At 36.6% G+C, this 16,865-nt stretch carries 11 protein-coding genes, 1 tRNA gene, 1 pseudogene and 1 CRISPR repeat array; of the genes and pseudogenes, 4 read left to right on the top strand and 9 right to left on the bottom strand.

What is annotated here, in order from left to right; genetic code table 11:
* The 4 genes and pseudogenes from ACTJIV_RS16090 to aceB all read right to left on the bottom strand — a co-directional run.
* Positions 1–812: pseudogene (locus ACTJIV_RS16090) on the bottom strand (T9SS type A sorting domain-containing protein); the annotation flags it as partial.
* Positions 813–1,061: 249 nt separating this feature from the next.
* Positions 1,062–1,448 carry an acyl-CoA thioesterase gene (locus tag ACTJIV_RS16085; protein WP_111961029.1) on the bottom strand — a complete coding sequence of 129 codons (387 nt, stop codon included), beginning with the start codon at positions 1,446–1,448 and terminating at the stop codon, positions 1,062–1,064.
* Between the two features lie 124 nt (positions 1,449–1,572).
* Entirely contained in the window at positions 1,573–2,853 is a 1,281-nt protein-coding gene (gene aceA / locus ACTJIV_RS16080; protein WP_440628637.1) for an isocitrate lyase, read from the bottom strand.
* Between the two features lie 216 nt (positions 2,854–3,069).
* Positions 3,070–4,647 carry a malate synthase A gene (gene aceB, locus ACTJIV_RS16075; RefSeq protein WP_336378926.1) on the bottom strand — a complete coding sequence of 526 codons (1,578 nt, stop codon included), beginning with the start codon at positions 4,645–4,647 and terminating at the stop codon, positions 3,070–3,072.
* 125 nt (positions 4,648–4,772) lie between these two features.
* Between aceB and ACTJIV_RS16070 the strand changes: the two genes are divergently transcribed.
* The 3 genes from ACTJIV_RS16070 to ACTJIV_RS16060 all read left to right on the top strand — a co-directional run bounded on the left by ACTJIV_RS16070 (position 4,773) and on the right by ACTJIV_RS16060 (position 7,876).
* Complete coding sequence (locus tag ACTJIV_RS16070; RefSeq protein WP_223560116.1) at positions 4,773–6,257, top strand: helix-turn-helix domain-containing protein; 1,485 nt, start codon at positions 4,773–4,775, stop codon at positions 6,255–6,257.
* An 83-nt stretch (positions 6,258–6,340) separates the two neighbouring features.
* Positions 6,341–6,994, top strand: coding sequence for a ComF family protein (locus tag ACTJIV_RS16065; protein WP_440628634.1), 654 nt, complete (start codon positions 6,341–6,343; stop codon positions 6,992–6,994).
* Between the two features lie 192 nt (positions 6,995–7,186).
* The gene (locus ACTJIV_RS16060) at positions 7,187–7,876 is read left to right on the top strand and encodes an alpha/beta fold hydrolase (protein ID WP_111961017.1); all 690 of its coding nucleotides are present in this window, start codon (positions 7,187–7,189) and stop codon (positions 7,874–7,876) included.
* A 3-nt stretch (positions 7,877–7,879) separates the two neighbouring features.
* Here the strand turns inward: ACTJIV_RS16060 and upp are convergent, their stop codons facing one another.
* Both upp and der read right to left on the bottom strand, forming a co-directional pair.
* Complete coding sequence (gene upp / locus ACTJIV_RS16055) at positions 7,880–8,533, bottom strand: uracil phosphoribosyltransferase (protein ID WP_223560119.1); 654 nt, start codon at positions 8,531–8,533, stop codon at positions 7,880–7,882.
* A gap of 81 nt (positions 8,534–8,614) precedes the next feature.
* Positions 8,615–9,925 (bottom strand): ribosome biogenesis GTPase Der, encoded by a 1,311-nt coding sequence (der, locus tag ACTJIV_RS16050; protein ID WP_111961019.1) that lies wholly within the window; start codon positions 9,923–9,925, stop codon positions 8,615–8,617.
* A 258-nt stretch (positions 9,926–10,183) separates the two neighbouring features.
* Here der and ACTJIV_RS16045 point away from each other — a divergent pair.
* Positions 10,184–10,254: transfer RNA gene (locus ACTJIV_RS16045), tRNA-Gln, on the top strand.
* Between the two features lie 214 nt (positions 10,255–10,468).
* Positions 10,469–11,055: a CRISPR direct-repeat array (repeat unit 47 nt; unit sequence GTTGTGAATTGCTTTCAAAAATTATTATCTTAGTGATTAGTCACAGC).
* A 57-nt stretch (positions 11,056–11,112) separates the two neighbouring features.
* Here the strand turns inward: ACTJIV_RS16045 and cas2 are convergent.
* Genes cas2 through cas9 form a run of 3 tightly spaced genes read right to left on the bottom strand, consistent with a single transcriptional unit; the run spans position 11,113 to position 16,631 of the window.
* Complete coding sequence (gene cas2 / locus ACTJIV_RS16040; protein ID WP_223560140.1) at positions 11,113–11,451, bottom strand: CRISPR-associated endonuclease Cas2; 339 nt, start codon at positions 11,449–11,451, stop codon at positions 11,113–11,115.
* Positions 11,448–12,341 carry a type II CRISPR-associated endonuclease Cas1 gene (gene cas1, locus ACTJIV_RS16035; protein WP_440628630.1) on the bottom strand — a complete coding sequence of 298 codons (894 nt, stop codon included), beginning with the start codon at positions 12,339–12,341 and terminating at the stop codon, positions 11,448–11,450. Before cas1 ends, cas2 begins: the two co-directional genes overlap by 4 nt.
* Before the next feature lie 3 nt (positions 12,342–12,344).
* Positions 12,345–16,631, bottom strand: a complete 4,287-nt coding sequence (gene cas9 / locus ACTJIV_RS16030) for a type II CRISPR RNA-guided endonuclease Cas9 (protein WP_440628628.1) — start codon at positions 16,629–16,631, stop codon at positions 12,345–12,347.
* Positions 16,632–16,865 lie beyond the last annotated feature (234 nt).

Below are 16,865 nucleotides of genomic sequence, written 5' to 3'. Positions count from 1 at the left end.
TCTGCTTTGCCCCCAAAACTCTTTTCCCATTCTGTTTTTCCTGTTTTATCAAGCTTGATCACCCAGTAATCTCCTTCACCAAAATTTTCGGTTTTCTTTGAGCCACCTGTAGCACTTCTGGAATAGATGCCTAGCAAAGCTCCGCCGTCTTTGGTAGGAATCATTTTCTCCACTTCATCTAATCCTTTTCCTCCTAAAATAGAATGAGAGAGCTCTTTTCCATCTTTATCGAGTTTTACAATCAAAATATCTTTGGAACCATAACCTTTAGCTGAATTCTGAACATTCCCAGCTACAAAGAATCCTAAATCTGTGGTCTGAATAACTGATCTTGCTTCTTCATCCGATGCTGATCCTAAAGTTTTCTGCCAGAGTTCATCTCCGAATTCATTGAGCCGTATCAGCCAAATATCTGAACCTCCTTTTGATTCATCTTTCTTATCTTTATTTTTTCCAGAATATGAGGTACCAGAAATCAAAAATCCACCATCTTGTGTAGAAACGGTTGCGGAAAGATAGTCGTGGTTATTTCCTGAAATGTATTTTTCCCAAACTTCTTCTCCTTGCTGGTTTAACTTTACCAGATGGAAATCGTAGCCGTTATTTTGTTTCTGGTTTGAGGTCTCTGAGCTTATTGAAGGGTTGGATTGAATTGAGCTTCCCGTGATCAGATACTGTTGATCTATGGTTGTGGTCACCTGGCTTAGAAAATCCTGCGTAGAGGATTTGATGTCTTTTTGCCATAATACTTCCTGGGCCGACAGACCCAGGATTGTGCACATCGTAAATGCACTCATGTAGAGTTTTCTCATCTATTTGTGTATATTAGTTCGTATAATTTTGCAAATTTAACATTTTTTAACGCACATACAAATCTCATTACTGAGATTTAATATAGCTCATATCACTTATCTGTGTTTTTTATAATGCTAGTCTTATAAAAACAAAGGTATTTCTCCAAAGCGACAAAGCATGTCGTATTATAAATTTTACAAAATATAAATTATAGTTGTACTAAACTGAAAGAAAAATATAATGTAATGAGCCCTAAGGACAAGCGTTTACCGTAACTTATCCAGCCAGTCGATTTCCAGTCTTTTAATCTTTTGAGTTTTCGAATCAACCAGGACCCAAAGGGTACTTGAATCAACAACAAGCTGATCGTTGCAGTAGAATTCGACTTTTCTGGGCTGCCGGATTCCTTCCGGAGCTTTCGGATAGGTTTTAACGGTGATCACATCTCCAAGGTAAACCTGCTTTTTGTATTGGATATGATGATCAACAAGCATCCATATATCTTCCGGATACTCTGTCTTTTCCTTTACTTTTTCCCAGTGTTCACCAGCTATTTCTTCTACCCAGTGCACATACTGCACATTGTTGACATGGTTATTCCGGTCTATATGTTCTTCCGTTACCTGAATCTGTTTTTGGTATATTAAATTCATTTTTTTTCGGCTTCATTAATAATCAAATATATGGACTTTAAGTTTTTTATCCTTAATGAAACGAAAACCTTCTCAAAACTGAGAAGGTTTCACCTCTGAAAAATTTATTTTAATATGGAAATGATCAATGGAACTGTGCTGTTTCCGTAGAGTCTTTCATGGCTACTGTTGCCGAAGAACCGTTAGTTACCACATTCTGAACCTCATCAAAATAACCGGTTCCTACAAATGACTGGTGTTTTACCGCTCGGAATCCTTTCTGCTGAAGAGCAAACTCCCGCTCCTGAAGTTCGGAATAACCTGCCATTCCTCTTTCTTTATAAGCCAAAGCAAGCTCAAACATTGCGGTATTCAACGCATGGAAACCTGCCAGCGTGATGAACTGGAATTTATAGCCCATTTTAGCAAGCTCCTCACGGAAATTGGCCATTTCTTCCACACTAAGCCTTGCAGCCCAGTTGAATGACGGTGAACAGTTGTACGCCAGCATTTTTCCCGGAAACTGAGCATGGATTCCTTCTGCGAATTTTCTTGCCTGTTCCAGATCAGGATTAGAGGTTTCCATCCAGATCAGGTCAGCATAAGGTGCATAAGAAAGGCCACGGTCGATTCCCTGTTCTACTCCATTGTTTACCACATAGAAGCCTTCGGAAGTTCTTTCTCCGGTTACAAATTTTTTATCTCTGTCATCAATATCCGAAGTCAGAAGATCTGCTGCATCTGCATCAGTTCTTGCGATAATAATACTTGGTACGCCCAAAACATCCGAAGCCAAACGGGCCGCTACCAGTTTATTAATGGCTTCCTGGGTAGGAACCAGAACCTTGCCTCCCAGATGTCCGCATTTCTTTGCCGAAGAAAGCTGGTCTTCAAAATGAACTGCCGCTGCTCCGGCCTCGATCATCTGCTTCATCAGCTCAAAAGCATTCAGATTTCCACCGAATCCTGCTTCTGCATCTGCAATAATTGGAACTAAATACTCTTTATCTCCGTTCCCGCTTACCGACTGTATCTGATCTGCTCTTAATAAAGCATTATTAATCTTCTTAACCACAGAAGGCACCGAATTAGCAGGATACAATGACTGGTCGGGATACATTTCCCCGGAAAGATTCGCATCTGCAGCCACCTGCCAGCCCGAAAGGTATATCGCTTCCAGCCCTGCATCAACTTCCTGAACCGCCTGATTTCCTGTTAGGGCACCCAACCCGGCTACATAATCCTGGTTATTCAGTTTCTCCCAGAATTTTTTGGACATTTCTGTCGCAATGGTATACTCAATGGTATAAGAGCCGCGAAGCTTCAGTACTTCTTCAGCCGTATAGGTTCTTTTTACACCGTTCCAGCGGGGATTGCTCAGCCAGTCCTGTTCTAGAGCCTGGATTTGTTCTTGTCTTGTTTTCATAATATTTGGATTTATTGTTTATAGATTTAAGTTTGAGGGTGAGGGCGTTTGAGAGTTGGAGAGTTTTAGAGTAGGTTGGGTTATAAGTTTATGAGATATGGATATGAGTAGATTATTTCAGTGCAATAGAATCTTTCAGTTTTTCACATGTCAATTCTCTTACACCCAAAACTCTCCCACACTCCTACTCTAAGACTCTCCCACGCAAAACTCCTTTCACTCAATAAACGGGTATGCTTTCAGAGTCAGGAATTCTTCAAATTGTTCTGAGAATATCAGTTCATTGAAAAGTTCTTTGGCTAAATTGAATTTTCCGTTTTTGAAACGCTGTTCGCCTACATATTTTTCGATATGTTCTATTTCTTCAGCTTCCCATTGAAGGATCATTTCACGGGTCAGGGCAAGACCATTGTTCAGCTTGGCTTCGTTTTTCAGCCATTGCCAGATTTGTGTCCTTGAGATCTCAGCAGTGGCAGCATCTTCCATCAGATTGTAAATGGCAGCTGCACCGGTGCCCATCAGCCAGCTTTCAAGGTAAAGAATGCCTACATTGATGTTTTTTCGTACCCCTTTTTCGGTAATTTCACCTTGTGGAACTTCCAGCAGATCCGTTTCTTTGATATGATATTCAAATTTTTTATCAATCTGATTTTCTTCCGGCATATACTGGTCAAAAACATCTTTTGCAACAGATACTAAAGCCGGATGTGCCACCCAGGTTCCATCATGACCGTTCTTCACCTCACGTTTTTTGTCATTCCGCACTTTTTCAAAAGCAATACTGTTGGCTTCATAATTATCTTTTACAGGAATCTGTGCAGCCATTCCTCCGATAGCATGAACGTTTCTTTTATGGCAAATCTCGATCACTCTTTTTGAATAAGCACTCATAAACGGAGAAGCCATTGTTACCTGATCTCTGTCCGGAACCATAAATTCGGGAAGGTTTCTGAATTTTTTGATGAATGAAAAAATATAATCCCATCTTCCGCAGTTCAGTCCTGCGCTGTGTTCCTTTAATTCAAATAAAATTTCATCGATCTGAAAGGAAGCTGTGATCGTTTCGATTAAAACGGTAGCTTTAATAGTTCCTTCGGGAATTCCCATGTAATTTTGGGCAAAAACAAAAACTTCATTCCACCATCGGGCTTCTTTGTAATGTTCTAATTTCGGAAGGTAGAAATAGGGACCACTTCCGTTTTTTAACAAGTGTTCAGCGTTAGAAAAAAAGTAAATACCAAAATCTGTCAGTGAGCCGGATGCTTCTTCGCCATTGATCTCGATATGTTTTTCCGGAAGATGCAGTCCTCTTGGCCGCACCTGAAGAACAGCTGTTTTTTCATTAAGCTGATAAGACTTTCCATTTTCAGCAGTAAAATCTATCTTCCGCTGCACTGCATCTGAAAGATTAATCTGTCCCTGAATGCAGTTTTCCCAGGTTGGCGAATTGCTGTCTTCAAAGTCAGCCATAAAAGTTGATGCCCCGGAATTTAATGCATTGATGATCATTTTCCGGTCTACAGGTCCTGTGATCTCTACTCTTCTGTCCAAGAGATCGGCTGGAAGTGGCGCACAGCTCCAGTTACCGTTTCTGATTTCTTCAGTTTCAAGTAAAAATGCGGGAAGATTTCCCAAATCAAAAAACTGCTGTGTTTTTTTTCTTTCTTCTAAAAGCGTCAATCTTTTTGGGTTAAAATTCTGATGTAGAGCTACCAGAAAATCCGTCAATTCCGGAGTGAAAATTTCCCCAAACTGCTTCTGGGCTTTTATTTTTAATTGAGTTTCTGTTTCCATAACCTGTTGATTTTGTGATTTGACATTACAAACATAAATAAAAATATTCACAATCAGCGAACGTTCGCTAATTATTTTAAAAAATTATTATGCGAATAATCGCATTCATTTTTCTATATTTGATTATGAATTCAGAAAGTGATTTTATCAAAACCGTGTTCGGATTGAAGCTGAAGCAGCTGAGACAAAAGAAAAACTGGTCTCTGCAGGATCTTGCTGTAAAGACAGGACTGTCTAAATCTTATTTAAACGAAATTGAAAACGGAAAGAAGTATCCGAAGCACGATAAAATCATCCAGCTTTCAGAATCATTGGGATCTACTTTTGATGAACTGGTTTCTACCAAGCTGGATAAAAGCTTAGCTCCTTTTAATGAGATCCTTCAATCGGATTTTTTCAAGGAAGTACCACTGGACCTTTTTGGCATCAGTAAAAACAACCTGATCAGCATTATCAGCGATGCCCCCAAAAAAGTTACTGCTTTTATCAATGCATTGATTGAGATCTCCCAGAATTACAATTTGGGTAAGGAGCGTTTTTATTTTGCTGTACTCAGGTCTTTCCAGGAACTTTACGATAATTATTTCCCGGAAATTGAGGAAAAAGCGATGGAATTCATCATGAAAAACGGACTGGATATCAGTAAAGACCTGAGATCTTCTGTTTTGGAAAGCATTCTTACTGAAAAATTTAATTACAACATAAGGTCTGAAGATTTTGAACAGTTCGGCACTCTGGATAACCTGCGTTCTCTCTTTATTCCTGAACAAAAGCTTCTTCTTTTGAACCGGAAACTAGAGAAAGATCAAAGAACGTTTATTCTGGCTAAGGAAATAGGATTCAATGTCCTGGAATTAAAAATCCGTCCAAACACTTATTCATGGTTGGATTTCGGGAGTTTTGAGGAAATTCTGAACAATTTTTACGCTTCATATTTCGCCGGAGCTTTATTGATCCCTAAAGAGCAGACTATTGGAAAAACCACCGAATTTCTTCTTCAGCATACCTGGGAACCGACAAGTTTTGAGGAACTGATCGAAAGCTTTACAGATTCTCCTGAAACTTTTTATTACAGGCTTACCAATCTGCTTTCTTCTGAGTTGGGTATTAAGGATTTGTTTTATCTGTGCCTGGTCAAGAAAAAAGATTCGGACAAGATCCAGATCTTAAAGGAACTTCACCTCAACCACCAGCAGGCTCCTCATGCCAATGCTACGAATGAACATTACTGCCGAAGATGGATCGCTGTAAAAAACCTGCATCATTTGAAGGAAAATGAAACGCTTACGGATGCCCAGATCTCGCATTACAAAGATCAGGGGGTCAGTTATCTTGTTATTTCAACGTCACAGAAAAATCCTTTTTCAGACGGAAGCAACAGAAGCTACTGCCTGGGAATTTTATTAAATACACAAACTATAAAAAAGATCGGTTTTATAAAATCTCCGACTTTAAAAACAATCAATGTAGGCGTTACCTGCGAATCCTGCAGTATTCCGGATTGTGAAGTGAGGCAGGCACCGCCGGTCCGGCTGGAAAAGGAGCACTTTAACCTGAGTATGAAGAATGCAATTGAGAAGATCAGGAAACAGTTGATAGTTGATAGTTGATAGTTGATAGTTGAAAAATTAAAACTTTGAAATCTAACTTCTAATCTCTAGTTTCTAACTTCTTATTTTAAAATAACACACAAATGATATTAGATTTATTTTTTCCTAACCGATGTATTGAATGCAGCCGGATCATAGATGCAGATCTTTTAGTCTGCAGCTTATGTTTTGAGCAAATTCATTTTACTCATTTTGATTATTTCAGTGAAAATATCATCAAAGAAAAATGCAGGCTCCTGTTTCCAGTTGAAAATACTTATGGACTGATGAAGTTTGAGGAAAATGGACTAAGTAGGAAACTTATCCATGAGCTGAAATATAAAAGCAGGGAAAATGCGGGTAAAACTCTTGCCGAATGGACTGTGGAACGTCTGGACTTCAAAGATGAAAAACCTGATATTTTAGTACCTGTCCCACTTCATCCCAAAAAATTAAGAGAAAGAGGCTACAACCAGCTGCATTTATTTACTGAGACTTTGTCCGGATTTTATCAGATCCCATTCGACCATGAATTGATTGAAAGAAATCACTATTCAAAAGCACAGGCTTTAAAAGATAAGAAACACCGCCTGGAAGCAGTAAATCCTTTTTCTCTTTCGAAACCGATTTCCGGAAAACACGTTCTTTTAATTGATGACGTTTTTACTACCGGAAACACCGTATCATCCATTGCCTGGGAGATTTTAAATGCGGGAGATAACAAAGTGAGTGTTTTGGTGATGGCAGTGGATGCGTAATAAGGGGTTTGAGAGGTTTAGAGTATTAAAGGAAGGAAAATACAGTTTAGGATTCCAGGTGGGGATGTCCGTGATTTACGTGGTTATTAAAACCAGCACCCTTACCCTCCAAACCCTAAAACTCTATAACTCTCCCACTCAATACTTTTCTCCTCCGATTCTTTTTCTTAATTTTCCGGTAAACTATTGATCATGAAAAATCTGCTTTTACTGCACGGAGCGCTGGGACACATTGATATTTTTAAGCCTTACGAAAAGGAGCTGTCAAAGTATTTCAATATTCATACACTTTTATTTTCCGGGCACGGAAATACAGAACTACCGGAAAATGCTATCAGTATTGAAAAGTATACTGAGGAAATAAAGGATTATTTAGAAAAAGAAAATTTAAGGGATGTCTGTATTTTTGGACACAGTATGGGAGGTTATGCAGCGCTTTGCTGTGCGCTAAGATATCCTGAAAGAATCAATTCCATCATGACGTTGGGTACAAAATTCGACTGGACCGAAGAGCAGGCTTTAAAGGAGAGTAAAATGCTTGACCCGGAAGCTATTCTTTTGAAAGTCCCAAAATATGCTGAGCAGCTGGAAAATCAGCACGGTGCACAATGGAAACAGCTGCTGCCTGCCATTGCAGAGCTGATGGTTGCACTAGGTAAAAATCCTCCTCTGAATGAAACCAGCCTTTGGGCAATTAGTATTCCTGTACAGATCATGACCGGGGATAAGGATAATATGGTAAGTATAGAGGAAAGCATCAGTGCTTACCGCAGTATTCCGAATGCAAAATTGGCCATACTTCCGGATACCAAGCATCCTATGGAAAAAGTACGGCCCAATTTATTATTTGATCTGATGAAAGATTTCTGGAACCTTTCTTAATATCTATCGTTGAAGTTTTTCACCGTAGCTCAAATCTCCGGCGTCACCAAGTCCTGGTGTGATGTACCCTTTTGAAGTCAACCCTTCATCGATGGCTCCTACCCATATTTTCGCATCAGGATAAGCTTTTTCGATGGTTTCCACTCCCTGTCTGGAGGCTATTGCAGCAACAATATGCAGCTGGGTCGGAGTTCCGTTGGTCAGAAGGTCTTTGATAGCCTCAATTAATGAAGCCCCTGTTGCCAGCATCGGATCCGCTACGATCAATGGTCGTCCTTCAATATTGGGACAGGTAAGATAATCCTGTTTAATAGAGAAGTAATCATTAGCATCGTGCTTTCTGTAAGCAGCCACGAAACCGCAGTCTGCCCTGTCAAGATAACTCAGGATCCCTTCAAACAAAGGAACGCCAGCTCTCAAAATAGTGGTGATTACCGGCTGAACGGCTATTTCCTGAACTTTAATCTTATCTAAAGGCGTTTGAATTTCTACTTCTTTATATTCCAGTTCTTTGCTGATCTCAAAAGCTGCAATTTCACCGATACGTTCCATATTTCTACGGAACCTCATTCTGTCATGCTGGATGTCTATATTCCTAAGCTCATTGATCCAGGAGTTTATTAAAGAAAATTGTTTTGACAATACAATTGTATTCATTGTTTTGAAAAAGCTTTTATTAAAAATATTAAATTTAATATGAATAAAATCCCTCTTAGAAAAATCTAAAAGGGATTATTTTTATTTCTGTCTGAAATACACTTCAATAGGAACTCCGGTAAATCCGAATTGTTTTCTCAATTGGTTTTCTGTAAATCTTTTGTAAGGTTCTTTTACATACTGAGGGAGGTTGCAGAAAAACACAAACTGCGGTGACGGCGTAGGAAGCTGTACACAGTATTTGATTTTAATATATTTCCCTTTGTTGGCCGGTGGCGGAGTCTGCTCAAAAATAGGAAGCATTACTTCGTTTAATTTTGAAGTTTTGATCTTTTTCTTACGGTCTTCGTATACAACCATGGCCATTTCCACAGCTTTCAATATTCTCTGCTTCGTTAATGCTGAAACAAAAAGAATTGGAATATCACTAAACTGACCGATCTTCTCTTTAATTGAGTTTTCAAAATCCCTAACGGTGTTGGTTTTCTTATCTTCAATAAGATCCCACTTATTCACAACGATCACAATTCCTTTTCTGTTCTTTTGTGCCAAACCGAAAATATTCATATCCTGAGATTCCCAGCCCAGCGTTGCATCCACCATAATGATCACAACATCTGAAAATTCAATAGAACGGATAGATCTCATTACAGAATAGAATTCCAAATCTTCATTTACTTTAGATTTTCTTCTCATTCCGGCAGTATCCACTAAAACAAATTCGTATCCGAATTTATTATAAAGGGTCTGGATACTGTCTCTTGTAGTCCCTGCAACATCAGTTACAATGTTTCTTTCTACATCAAGCAAAGCATTTGTTAAGGTGGATTTACCAACATTAGGACGGCCTGCGATTGTTATTTTTGGCAATCCCTCGAAAGGATCTTTGTAATCTGTTGTAGGGAAATCTTTCACGATATCATCCAGAACTTCTCCTGTTCCGGAACCTGTAGCTGAAGATAAAGTGTAATATTTTTCAATTCCTAACTGATAGAATTCAGTAGCATTTATTTCCTCCTTGGCAGAATCTACTTTATTGATAACGATATAAACGGGTTTGTTTGATCTTCTAAGAAGTTCGTGAATTTCGTAATCGGTATCAGTAAGACCTTCTTCCACATTCATCATAAAGATAATGGATGTAGCTTCGTCTATTGCCAGCTGAACCTGTTTGCGGATCTCTTCTTCAAAAATATCATCCGTTCCTACATCATATCCGCCGGTATCTATAACTGTAAAATCTACCCCGTTCCAGTCGGATTTCCCGTAATGACGGTCTCTGGTAACACCCGCCGTAGAATCTACGATGGCTTCTCTTCTTTCTAGTAAACGGTTAAAAAGTGTGGATTTTCCTACGTTGGGGCGCCCAACGATTGCGACAATATTTGACATAAAAATGTTTAATAAATGAAATTATTAATGGGTATCTCCAACTTTTGGAGCCCAATTTTTTTTGCAAAGATAAGATTTTATTATTTAGCTGCTGAAAAACTACAATTCCTGAAATAATTTCTTATCAATCATCATCCGTCTATTCAATTAAAAATCATACAATTATAAATAAACACTGCCTTTTCTTATTATTAACCTTTAAAAAAATATTTTTCCAGTTAAATAATTTTTTATAGTTTTGCGCCACCAAAATAAAACAGACCTATAGTGTAACGGTAGCACTCCGGTTTTTGGTACCGTCAGTCGGGGTTCGAATCCCTGTGGGTCTACAATTTATTAATTAACCACTTGATTATCAAGTGGTTTTTATTTTCTTAGTTAACTACTAGTCAATAAGTTTATTTTTCAAAAGCAATTCTAGTATTTTTCTGTGAAATTGTCTAAGTGTCCAATCAAAATTTTCCTCTAATTATATATTATTTCAAAAATTATTATCTTAGTTATTAATCACAGCAGAAGTTGGACCTGTTATCACAACTCCTCGTTGTGAATTGCTTTCAAAAATTATTATCTTAGTGATTAGTCACAGCTTGGGAGTAAAAGAGCTTGTTTTGACGGATGTTGTGAATTGCTTTCAAAAATTATTATCTTAGTGATTAGTCACAGCAGTCTCGAATTACCGTTGCAACCCAAATTGGTTGTGAATTGCTTTCAAAAATTATTATCTTAGTGATTAGTCACAGCTTCCAGGATTAAAAGCTCCACAGTTTTTCAGTTGTGAATTGCTTTCAAAAATTATTATCTTAGTGATTAGTCACAGCACTTTGTAGTTATCGTGGTTCAAAGCCTCTGTTGTGAATTGCTTTCAAAAATTATTATCTTAGTGATTAGTCACAGCTTTTCAATATTTTTGTCGTCTGCATCCAGCCGTTGTGAATTGCTTTCAAAAATTATTATCTTAGTGATTAGTCACAGCCCACGTGGATACTTCTGCAAGAGAACATACGTTGTGAATTGCTTTCAAAAATTATTATCTTAGTGATTAGTCACAGCTTTAAAGTGCCACCCTAAGATGGCACGGGGGTTGTGAATTGCTTTCAAAAATTATTATCTTAGTGATTAGTCACAGCCTCAAAATTTAACCCACTGTTAGCCAGTGGGTTTATTTAATATTTAGGATTTAAAAATTAGAATAATTCCAGCTGCTGGAAGGTTGGTGGTGGCTCTTCTTTATTTCTGGCAAAAAAAATTTCAATGTCACCAAATTGTTTATCTGTAATACACATAATGGCTACTTTCCCGGCTTTAGGAAGCATAAATTTTACTCTTTTGATATGAACTTCAGCATTTTCCCGACTCGGACAATGGCGCACGTACATTGAAAATTGAAATAATGTAAATCCATCATCAATCAACGCTTTCCGGAAACGGTTAGCATCCTTCATATTAGCCTTGGTCTCAGTTGGCAGATCATATAGTACTAAAACCCACATAATTCGGTACGCATTAAACCTTTCGGTATTCATATCAATTCGGGATAAGAGATTAAGCGCTTTTCTCCCGTATAACATTTATAAAGTGAAGTAACTGTTGTTTTTACAGCTACCAATAATGGCCTGGTTTTATTATCAATCCTTACATCTTTTGTGGCAATCCGCAATATATGAGCTTTAAACTCTTTTGTCAGCTCATCAGAATTTGAATTTTTTGTTAACCAATCCATAACCAGCACATCAATAAACTGACGATAAGGCTCCATCAGATCATCAGCAAGACAGTAAGGATTATATTTGTTTTTATGAAAAATTCCTAAAACAGGAAGCAATCCTGTTTCTACAATTGCTCTGGCAACAATACTTCGCAAAACTGAATATCCGAAATTAAAAAACTGATTCGGTGAATCTCCAAAACGCTGCCTTAAAAAATCCAGACTAATAAGATATTTCCAGTAATGTTGTGCTGCAATCCCTTCCATATTGGTAATATCACCACTTTTTACGTTATTTTGATAATCAATCATTGGTTCGTAATAATTCCCCAACCTCATCAAAACATTTTTCTGATTTTCAATTTTGCATTCAATAGTTTGTTTCCACAGCTGTTTTTTAAGTGGCTCACTTGCATCCAATTGATCTTTTACCCGATCTGAATGTTCTGTATGTCCATAAAGTGGCAGCATAATTCCGTGTGGTAAATGATGGGCGTCACAACTTATTATTACAACATTATTTCCCATCATTTTCTGAATTAGATTATGCGAAATTGTAATTTGAAAATGATCTAACATCAATAATCCTAAATCTTCTACAGGAACACTTCCCTTTTCCGATTTCGTCTCAGGACAAAGAATTTTCATCTGCTCATCTTTGAGTTTCAGATATGCCGGATTTCCTATATAGATTGAGCGGGTAATCATTTATTATGCTTTTGAGATATTACCGAGACGATCTATTTTCAGCTTAATACAATTCTCTTTAATCATTGATCCGTCAATTGCACGTTCCATTTTATTTAAAGTTGAAAATTCTGTCTTGTTAGCAATAGATGTGGCAACATCTTGTCTAATAAAAAATATCTGACTTCCTGAGAAACTGACTACTTTGTAAATGTTCCTCTGCTTCTCTTTTACTAAATTCTTAAAATCGATACTATGCATATTTTCAAGCTCATCTCCCGAGGGGATATAGACCAGATCATTCGGAGAAAGTAAAAAATCTTCTTTATTCTTAAATGAAACAGGACCCAACCCTTGTTTCTGTCTTTCAATAACTTCATTTAGTGGAATGGTTTCATAGCTTCTTTTTCCTCTATCATCTGTATATACAGCAAAAAAAAGATTTGTCCCTTTGGCTGCCTCTACATATTTATCCTTTTTATGTCCTGTTTGACCCACAGGGAATTTACTTCCCAATTCAAAAATTCTAATTTTATTAATGGGTTGATGTAGTTTACCGTCATTGAAATTTTCAATATTCTTATTCAAATCTTCAATTCCTTCCGGAGAGAATGCTACTTCAGGGCTTCCTTTAAATTCTAAATAATTCTTTAGAATCTTCTGAATTCCAGTATCTGTAATTGAATTGATTGTTTTCACATCAAATGAAGCATCCAAACTCTTTCTTGTAGCTGTTAATACTTTCCCTTTCGGAACTTTAACCCAAGGTAAATCTACTTTCCCTGAAACAGTTTCTTTATGCATCGGCTTACGTATGGCCCAGTTAGTCCCTTTCTGCTTTACGGATTCTTTTGTTTTAACACCATCCTTTTCAACCCATTTTTCATAATGGTTAGTCGCTTTATTGATTACACGCAGATTTTGCTTAAAGCTGACAATTATCGTCTCTAATTTATTTTTAGCATCAACAGTAAAACTATCCCAGGGTTTCAAAAACTGTTTAGGAACTTCTTTCTCCATTTTTTTGCCAGTTTGAGGATGTTTATAAACTACCTTTTCAAACTTCATCAGCTTTCTTTTTAAATCATATCTTTTTATATCAGATTTTGCTGATTGATTATTAAGCAGGTTAATATGGTTTTTGGTTGCACATGCAATGACCAAAGCATCCATGGCATGATGGCGATGATCTATCCTTTTCTTGGAGAAACCCTTTGAAAGCTCAATAGGAACAGTAGGTAGGAACTTCTGATGATTTTCGTTCCATACTGTAAAATCATTTGAATTGGTCAATTGATTCATCCTTTCAAAACGAGGAAGTATTAATTCATTCCAAATATCATTCAAGCCCCAATCTTGTTTCAGTTGTGCTGTGACCTTTCCATTTCCCGGAATAATATTTTTAGAATTTACGCCTTCATCAGTTCCATCTTCTACCCGAACAATATTGGAAAGTACTCCTGAAATATATTTACTGATGTGTCGTGTGTCATTTAATTGACGCTCAATCATTTTTTCAGGAATTTCCTCTAAAAGAAGCTTAGTTCTCTTACTCCGGTTTTTAGCATAATGCTTCTTTACAAAATCTTCATAAGCTTCGATTTCAAATATCCTCACAATTTTTCCAAAGCCACATTCTACTGTAGCTCCATGAAATTGCTTGATAAAACCTAGTCCGATATAGTTATCTTTTAATTTATTAACCGCAGATTCGCAGATAATTTTATTGTTAAAGCTATCATCGAAATAACGGCTTTGGGGGATAATATGCTCAATTTCATATTCTGGTGTAAATAATTTATTCAATGGAATAATTTCTCCGGTGTAGGGCGAACGATATTTCTGCTCAAGCCAAAGCTTATACCTTTTTAAATCTGAAGAAGACGGCTGTGCTGTTTTACTGATTTTTAAATATTCATCTTCAATTTCAATTTCAGAATTTAAAACACCTTCCTCATAAATTTTAAGAATTTCCTGTTGCATCGGTGAAAAAGGACGGACATTTTCCACATCATTATCATTCATCATTTCGGCTAACAAGGCTTTGATACGGAGATTGGTATTTTCGTTCTCTGAAATTTTCCGTGTCATTTTATCTCTTTCTTCTGCCGGAAGCTTCATCTCTCTGCCTAATTCGATATGAATTTCACTAAAGAAGTCTTTTATACCGTTCCCATATTTAAGCCAAATATCTTTCACGACACGAAGAGTCTCTATAATCACCTGTTCTACAATTGGATTACGAAGTGAATGTTGTCTGAATTCTTTTAAAAACCCTTCCAAATCATCTGCAGAATTCCATTTTCCTAAAACAGAGGCTTCTGAATGACGACCGTAAACTGCATATTGGGACAGCCATAATGGCAAACCCTGAAAATGATTTTCTTGCGTAAGATGTAATACTTTTTCCCTGACTTTATCTTTGATATTTTCATCAAATTCGCCTGTGATTATTTTTCCAATTCTTTCCTGAGATTCTCCATCAATACTTTCCCAATTCCAATATTTCCCCAAACGTATCAAGGGCAAGAGTTTTTTGATGGCTTTTTCTGAAAAAGAGCCATATTCACTTTTTAAAGGAGGAAATTTTTTAAAAGTTTCAAAAAATGAGTCTTCATCCAAGTTCTTCTTACGAGCAAATGATCTTAATGCTTTTTCGTATTCTGTTTTATCATTGACGGAATAGATAATGTGCCATATACTTTGTTCTATTTCCCTTGTCAGAAAATCAACTGGACAATTTTCAACTTTTTCAAGCCTTGTCGAAATCATTGTTTTGGTTTCATTGCAGGGATATTTTTTGTCTTCTACATAATTCCAACGATGTGTTTTTTCATTTGAATTAAAATGTTTCAGCAATGCTTTCTGATCAACTTCCTTCCTGTTATTTAAAAAATCAAACAGAACTTCATAGTCTTTGGTATTACTCAGAAACTCTTGTGTAACATTAGTATCATCATCTTTTTTGTAAATATTCAAATTAAACATCCACTGCCAGATACGGAATTCCTGATAATAAGGATTTGATTTTGGAATCGTTTTCAAATATTGTATTTGTTCCACTCCATTTTCATCTTTATATTTTCTGAACTCTAAAGTACAGTTGGAAACAGAGGATTTCTGACTTCTCAAAGGTCTTTGGTAGAAAATAATGTCATCCAAAAACAGGTGAACAAAATCTTTTTTGCTCAATGTAAGCTGATGAGCCTCATTATTGCGGTATAATTCTCTTATACAGTCATTATATAAATCAGTATTTTGCAATTCCGCATGAAATTCTTTCTGTTTTTCCAGAATTTGTTTTAGTTCAGCTTTATAGAATTTTCTTTCAATGGTGCGAACGAGTTTTCCATTAATTTTTTGTCTGGGATTTTGAAGCAGGGCATTATAAATATATGTTCCGACAGTTTTATGAGATTTATCAATTTCCTGTTCCGTTTTCTTTTTTACAAGCGTCCAGTCATTTTCACTTGGTGCACGAAAACTCCTTTTCTCATTTCCTTCCTTATCAGTTTTGACACTTCCATCATCATTTACATCAGTCGTTACAATAAAATCTCTTGTCTTATCTTTCCAATCAAATAAAGGGATTTTGCTCGAACGTCTATAGATCCATCCGTTCTCTAAAATCAATGAATACCAAATGTCTGATTTTCCTCTTTGAGGTTCATCGGCTAAAACATCCACAATTTTTAAAGAATAAAATTCCACCAATTTATTAGGGTTCTCTTCTTCCTCTTCGCCTCTCAATTGGTAATAACCACGCTTTTGATTAAAATTCAAAAGAATCCAAGCCAGTTCTTCCTTCTCTATTTTTTGAGTAAGTGCTTTCTTACGGAGATAATAAATTGTCCAGTCATAAGGGATTTTTCTGTTATTTTCTAAAAGATGAGGCTGATGTTTTTTGAAATCTGACAGCATTTCTTCAAAGGAGTCTTCAAAAATAAATCTACTGCCATCATAAACCAGTTTGGGTTCGGATTCTTCTTTGAATTTCCCAAATCTATTTTCAAAATCTATTTGAGAAGCATAATGTTCCGGCAAAAATCCTAAGACATTCAAAACCCGATGAAGTCTTTCTCTGCGTAATAGAAATCTTTCACGCAGCCTTCTTACCCCTCTATAACCTGTACGTTCCGCCGTTTGGGAAACAGAATTTCCTTTTCCAAATTCTCCTAAAATATCCTGAGACATCGGAATAATCCGGCTTCCCATTCCAAGAATTTTTCCTTGCTTAGTTTCAAAATCTTGTTGAACCAAAGCCCAACCGATTGAATTTGCCCCTAAGTCTAATCCGAGTATATTTTTCATATAATTATCAATTAGTTTTCATAGTCTTATAAAAATAGAAAGAAAAAAGTTATTCAAATTATGGGTTTCCGTAAATCAACTAATCAATTTTTAATTTATATTTGTATTAATAATTTTGAAAAGCAATTCACAATAAGGATTATTCCGTTGTGAAAACATTTAGCGCCTCGACTATCTTCGGGGCATTTTTATAATTTCATATCTATTATTTCCTTAAGATAATAGTTTTTCAGG

It is taken from the genome of Chryseobacterium sp. 22532, from assembly GCF_052044665.1.
Classification (GTDB): Bacteria; Bacteroidota; Bacteroidia; order Flavobacteriales; family Weeksellaceae; genus Chryseobacterium; species Chryseobacterium lathyri.
Note: the sequence above shows the minus strand (reverse complement) of the source record. Positions and strands in the feature narration are given on the sequence as shown.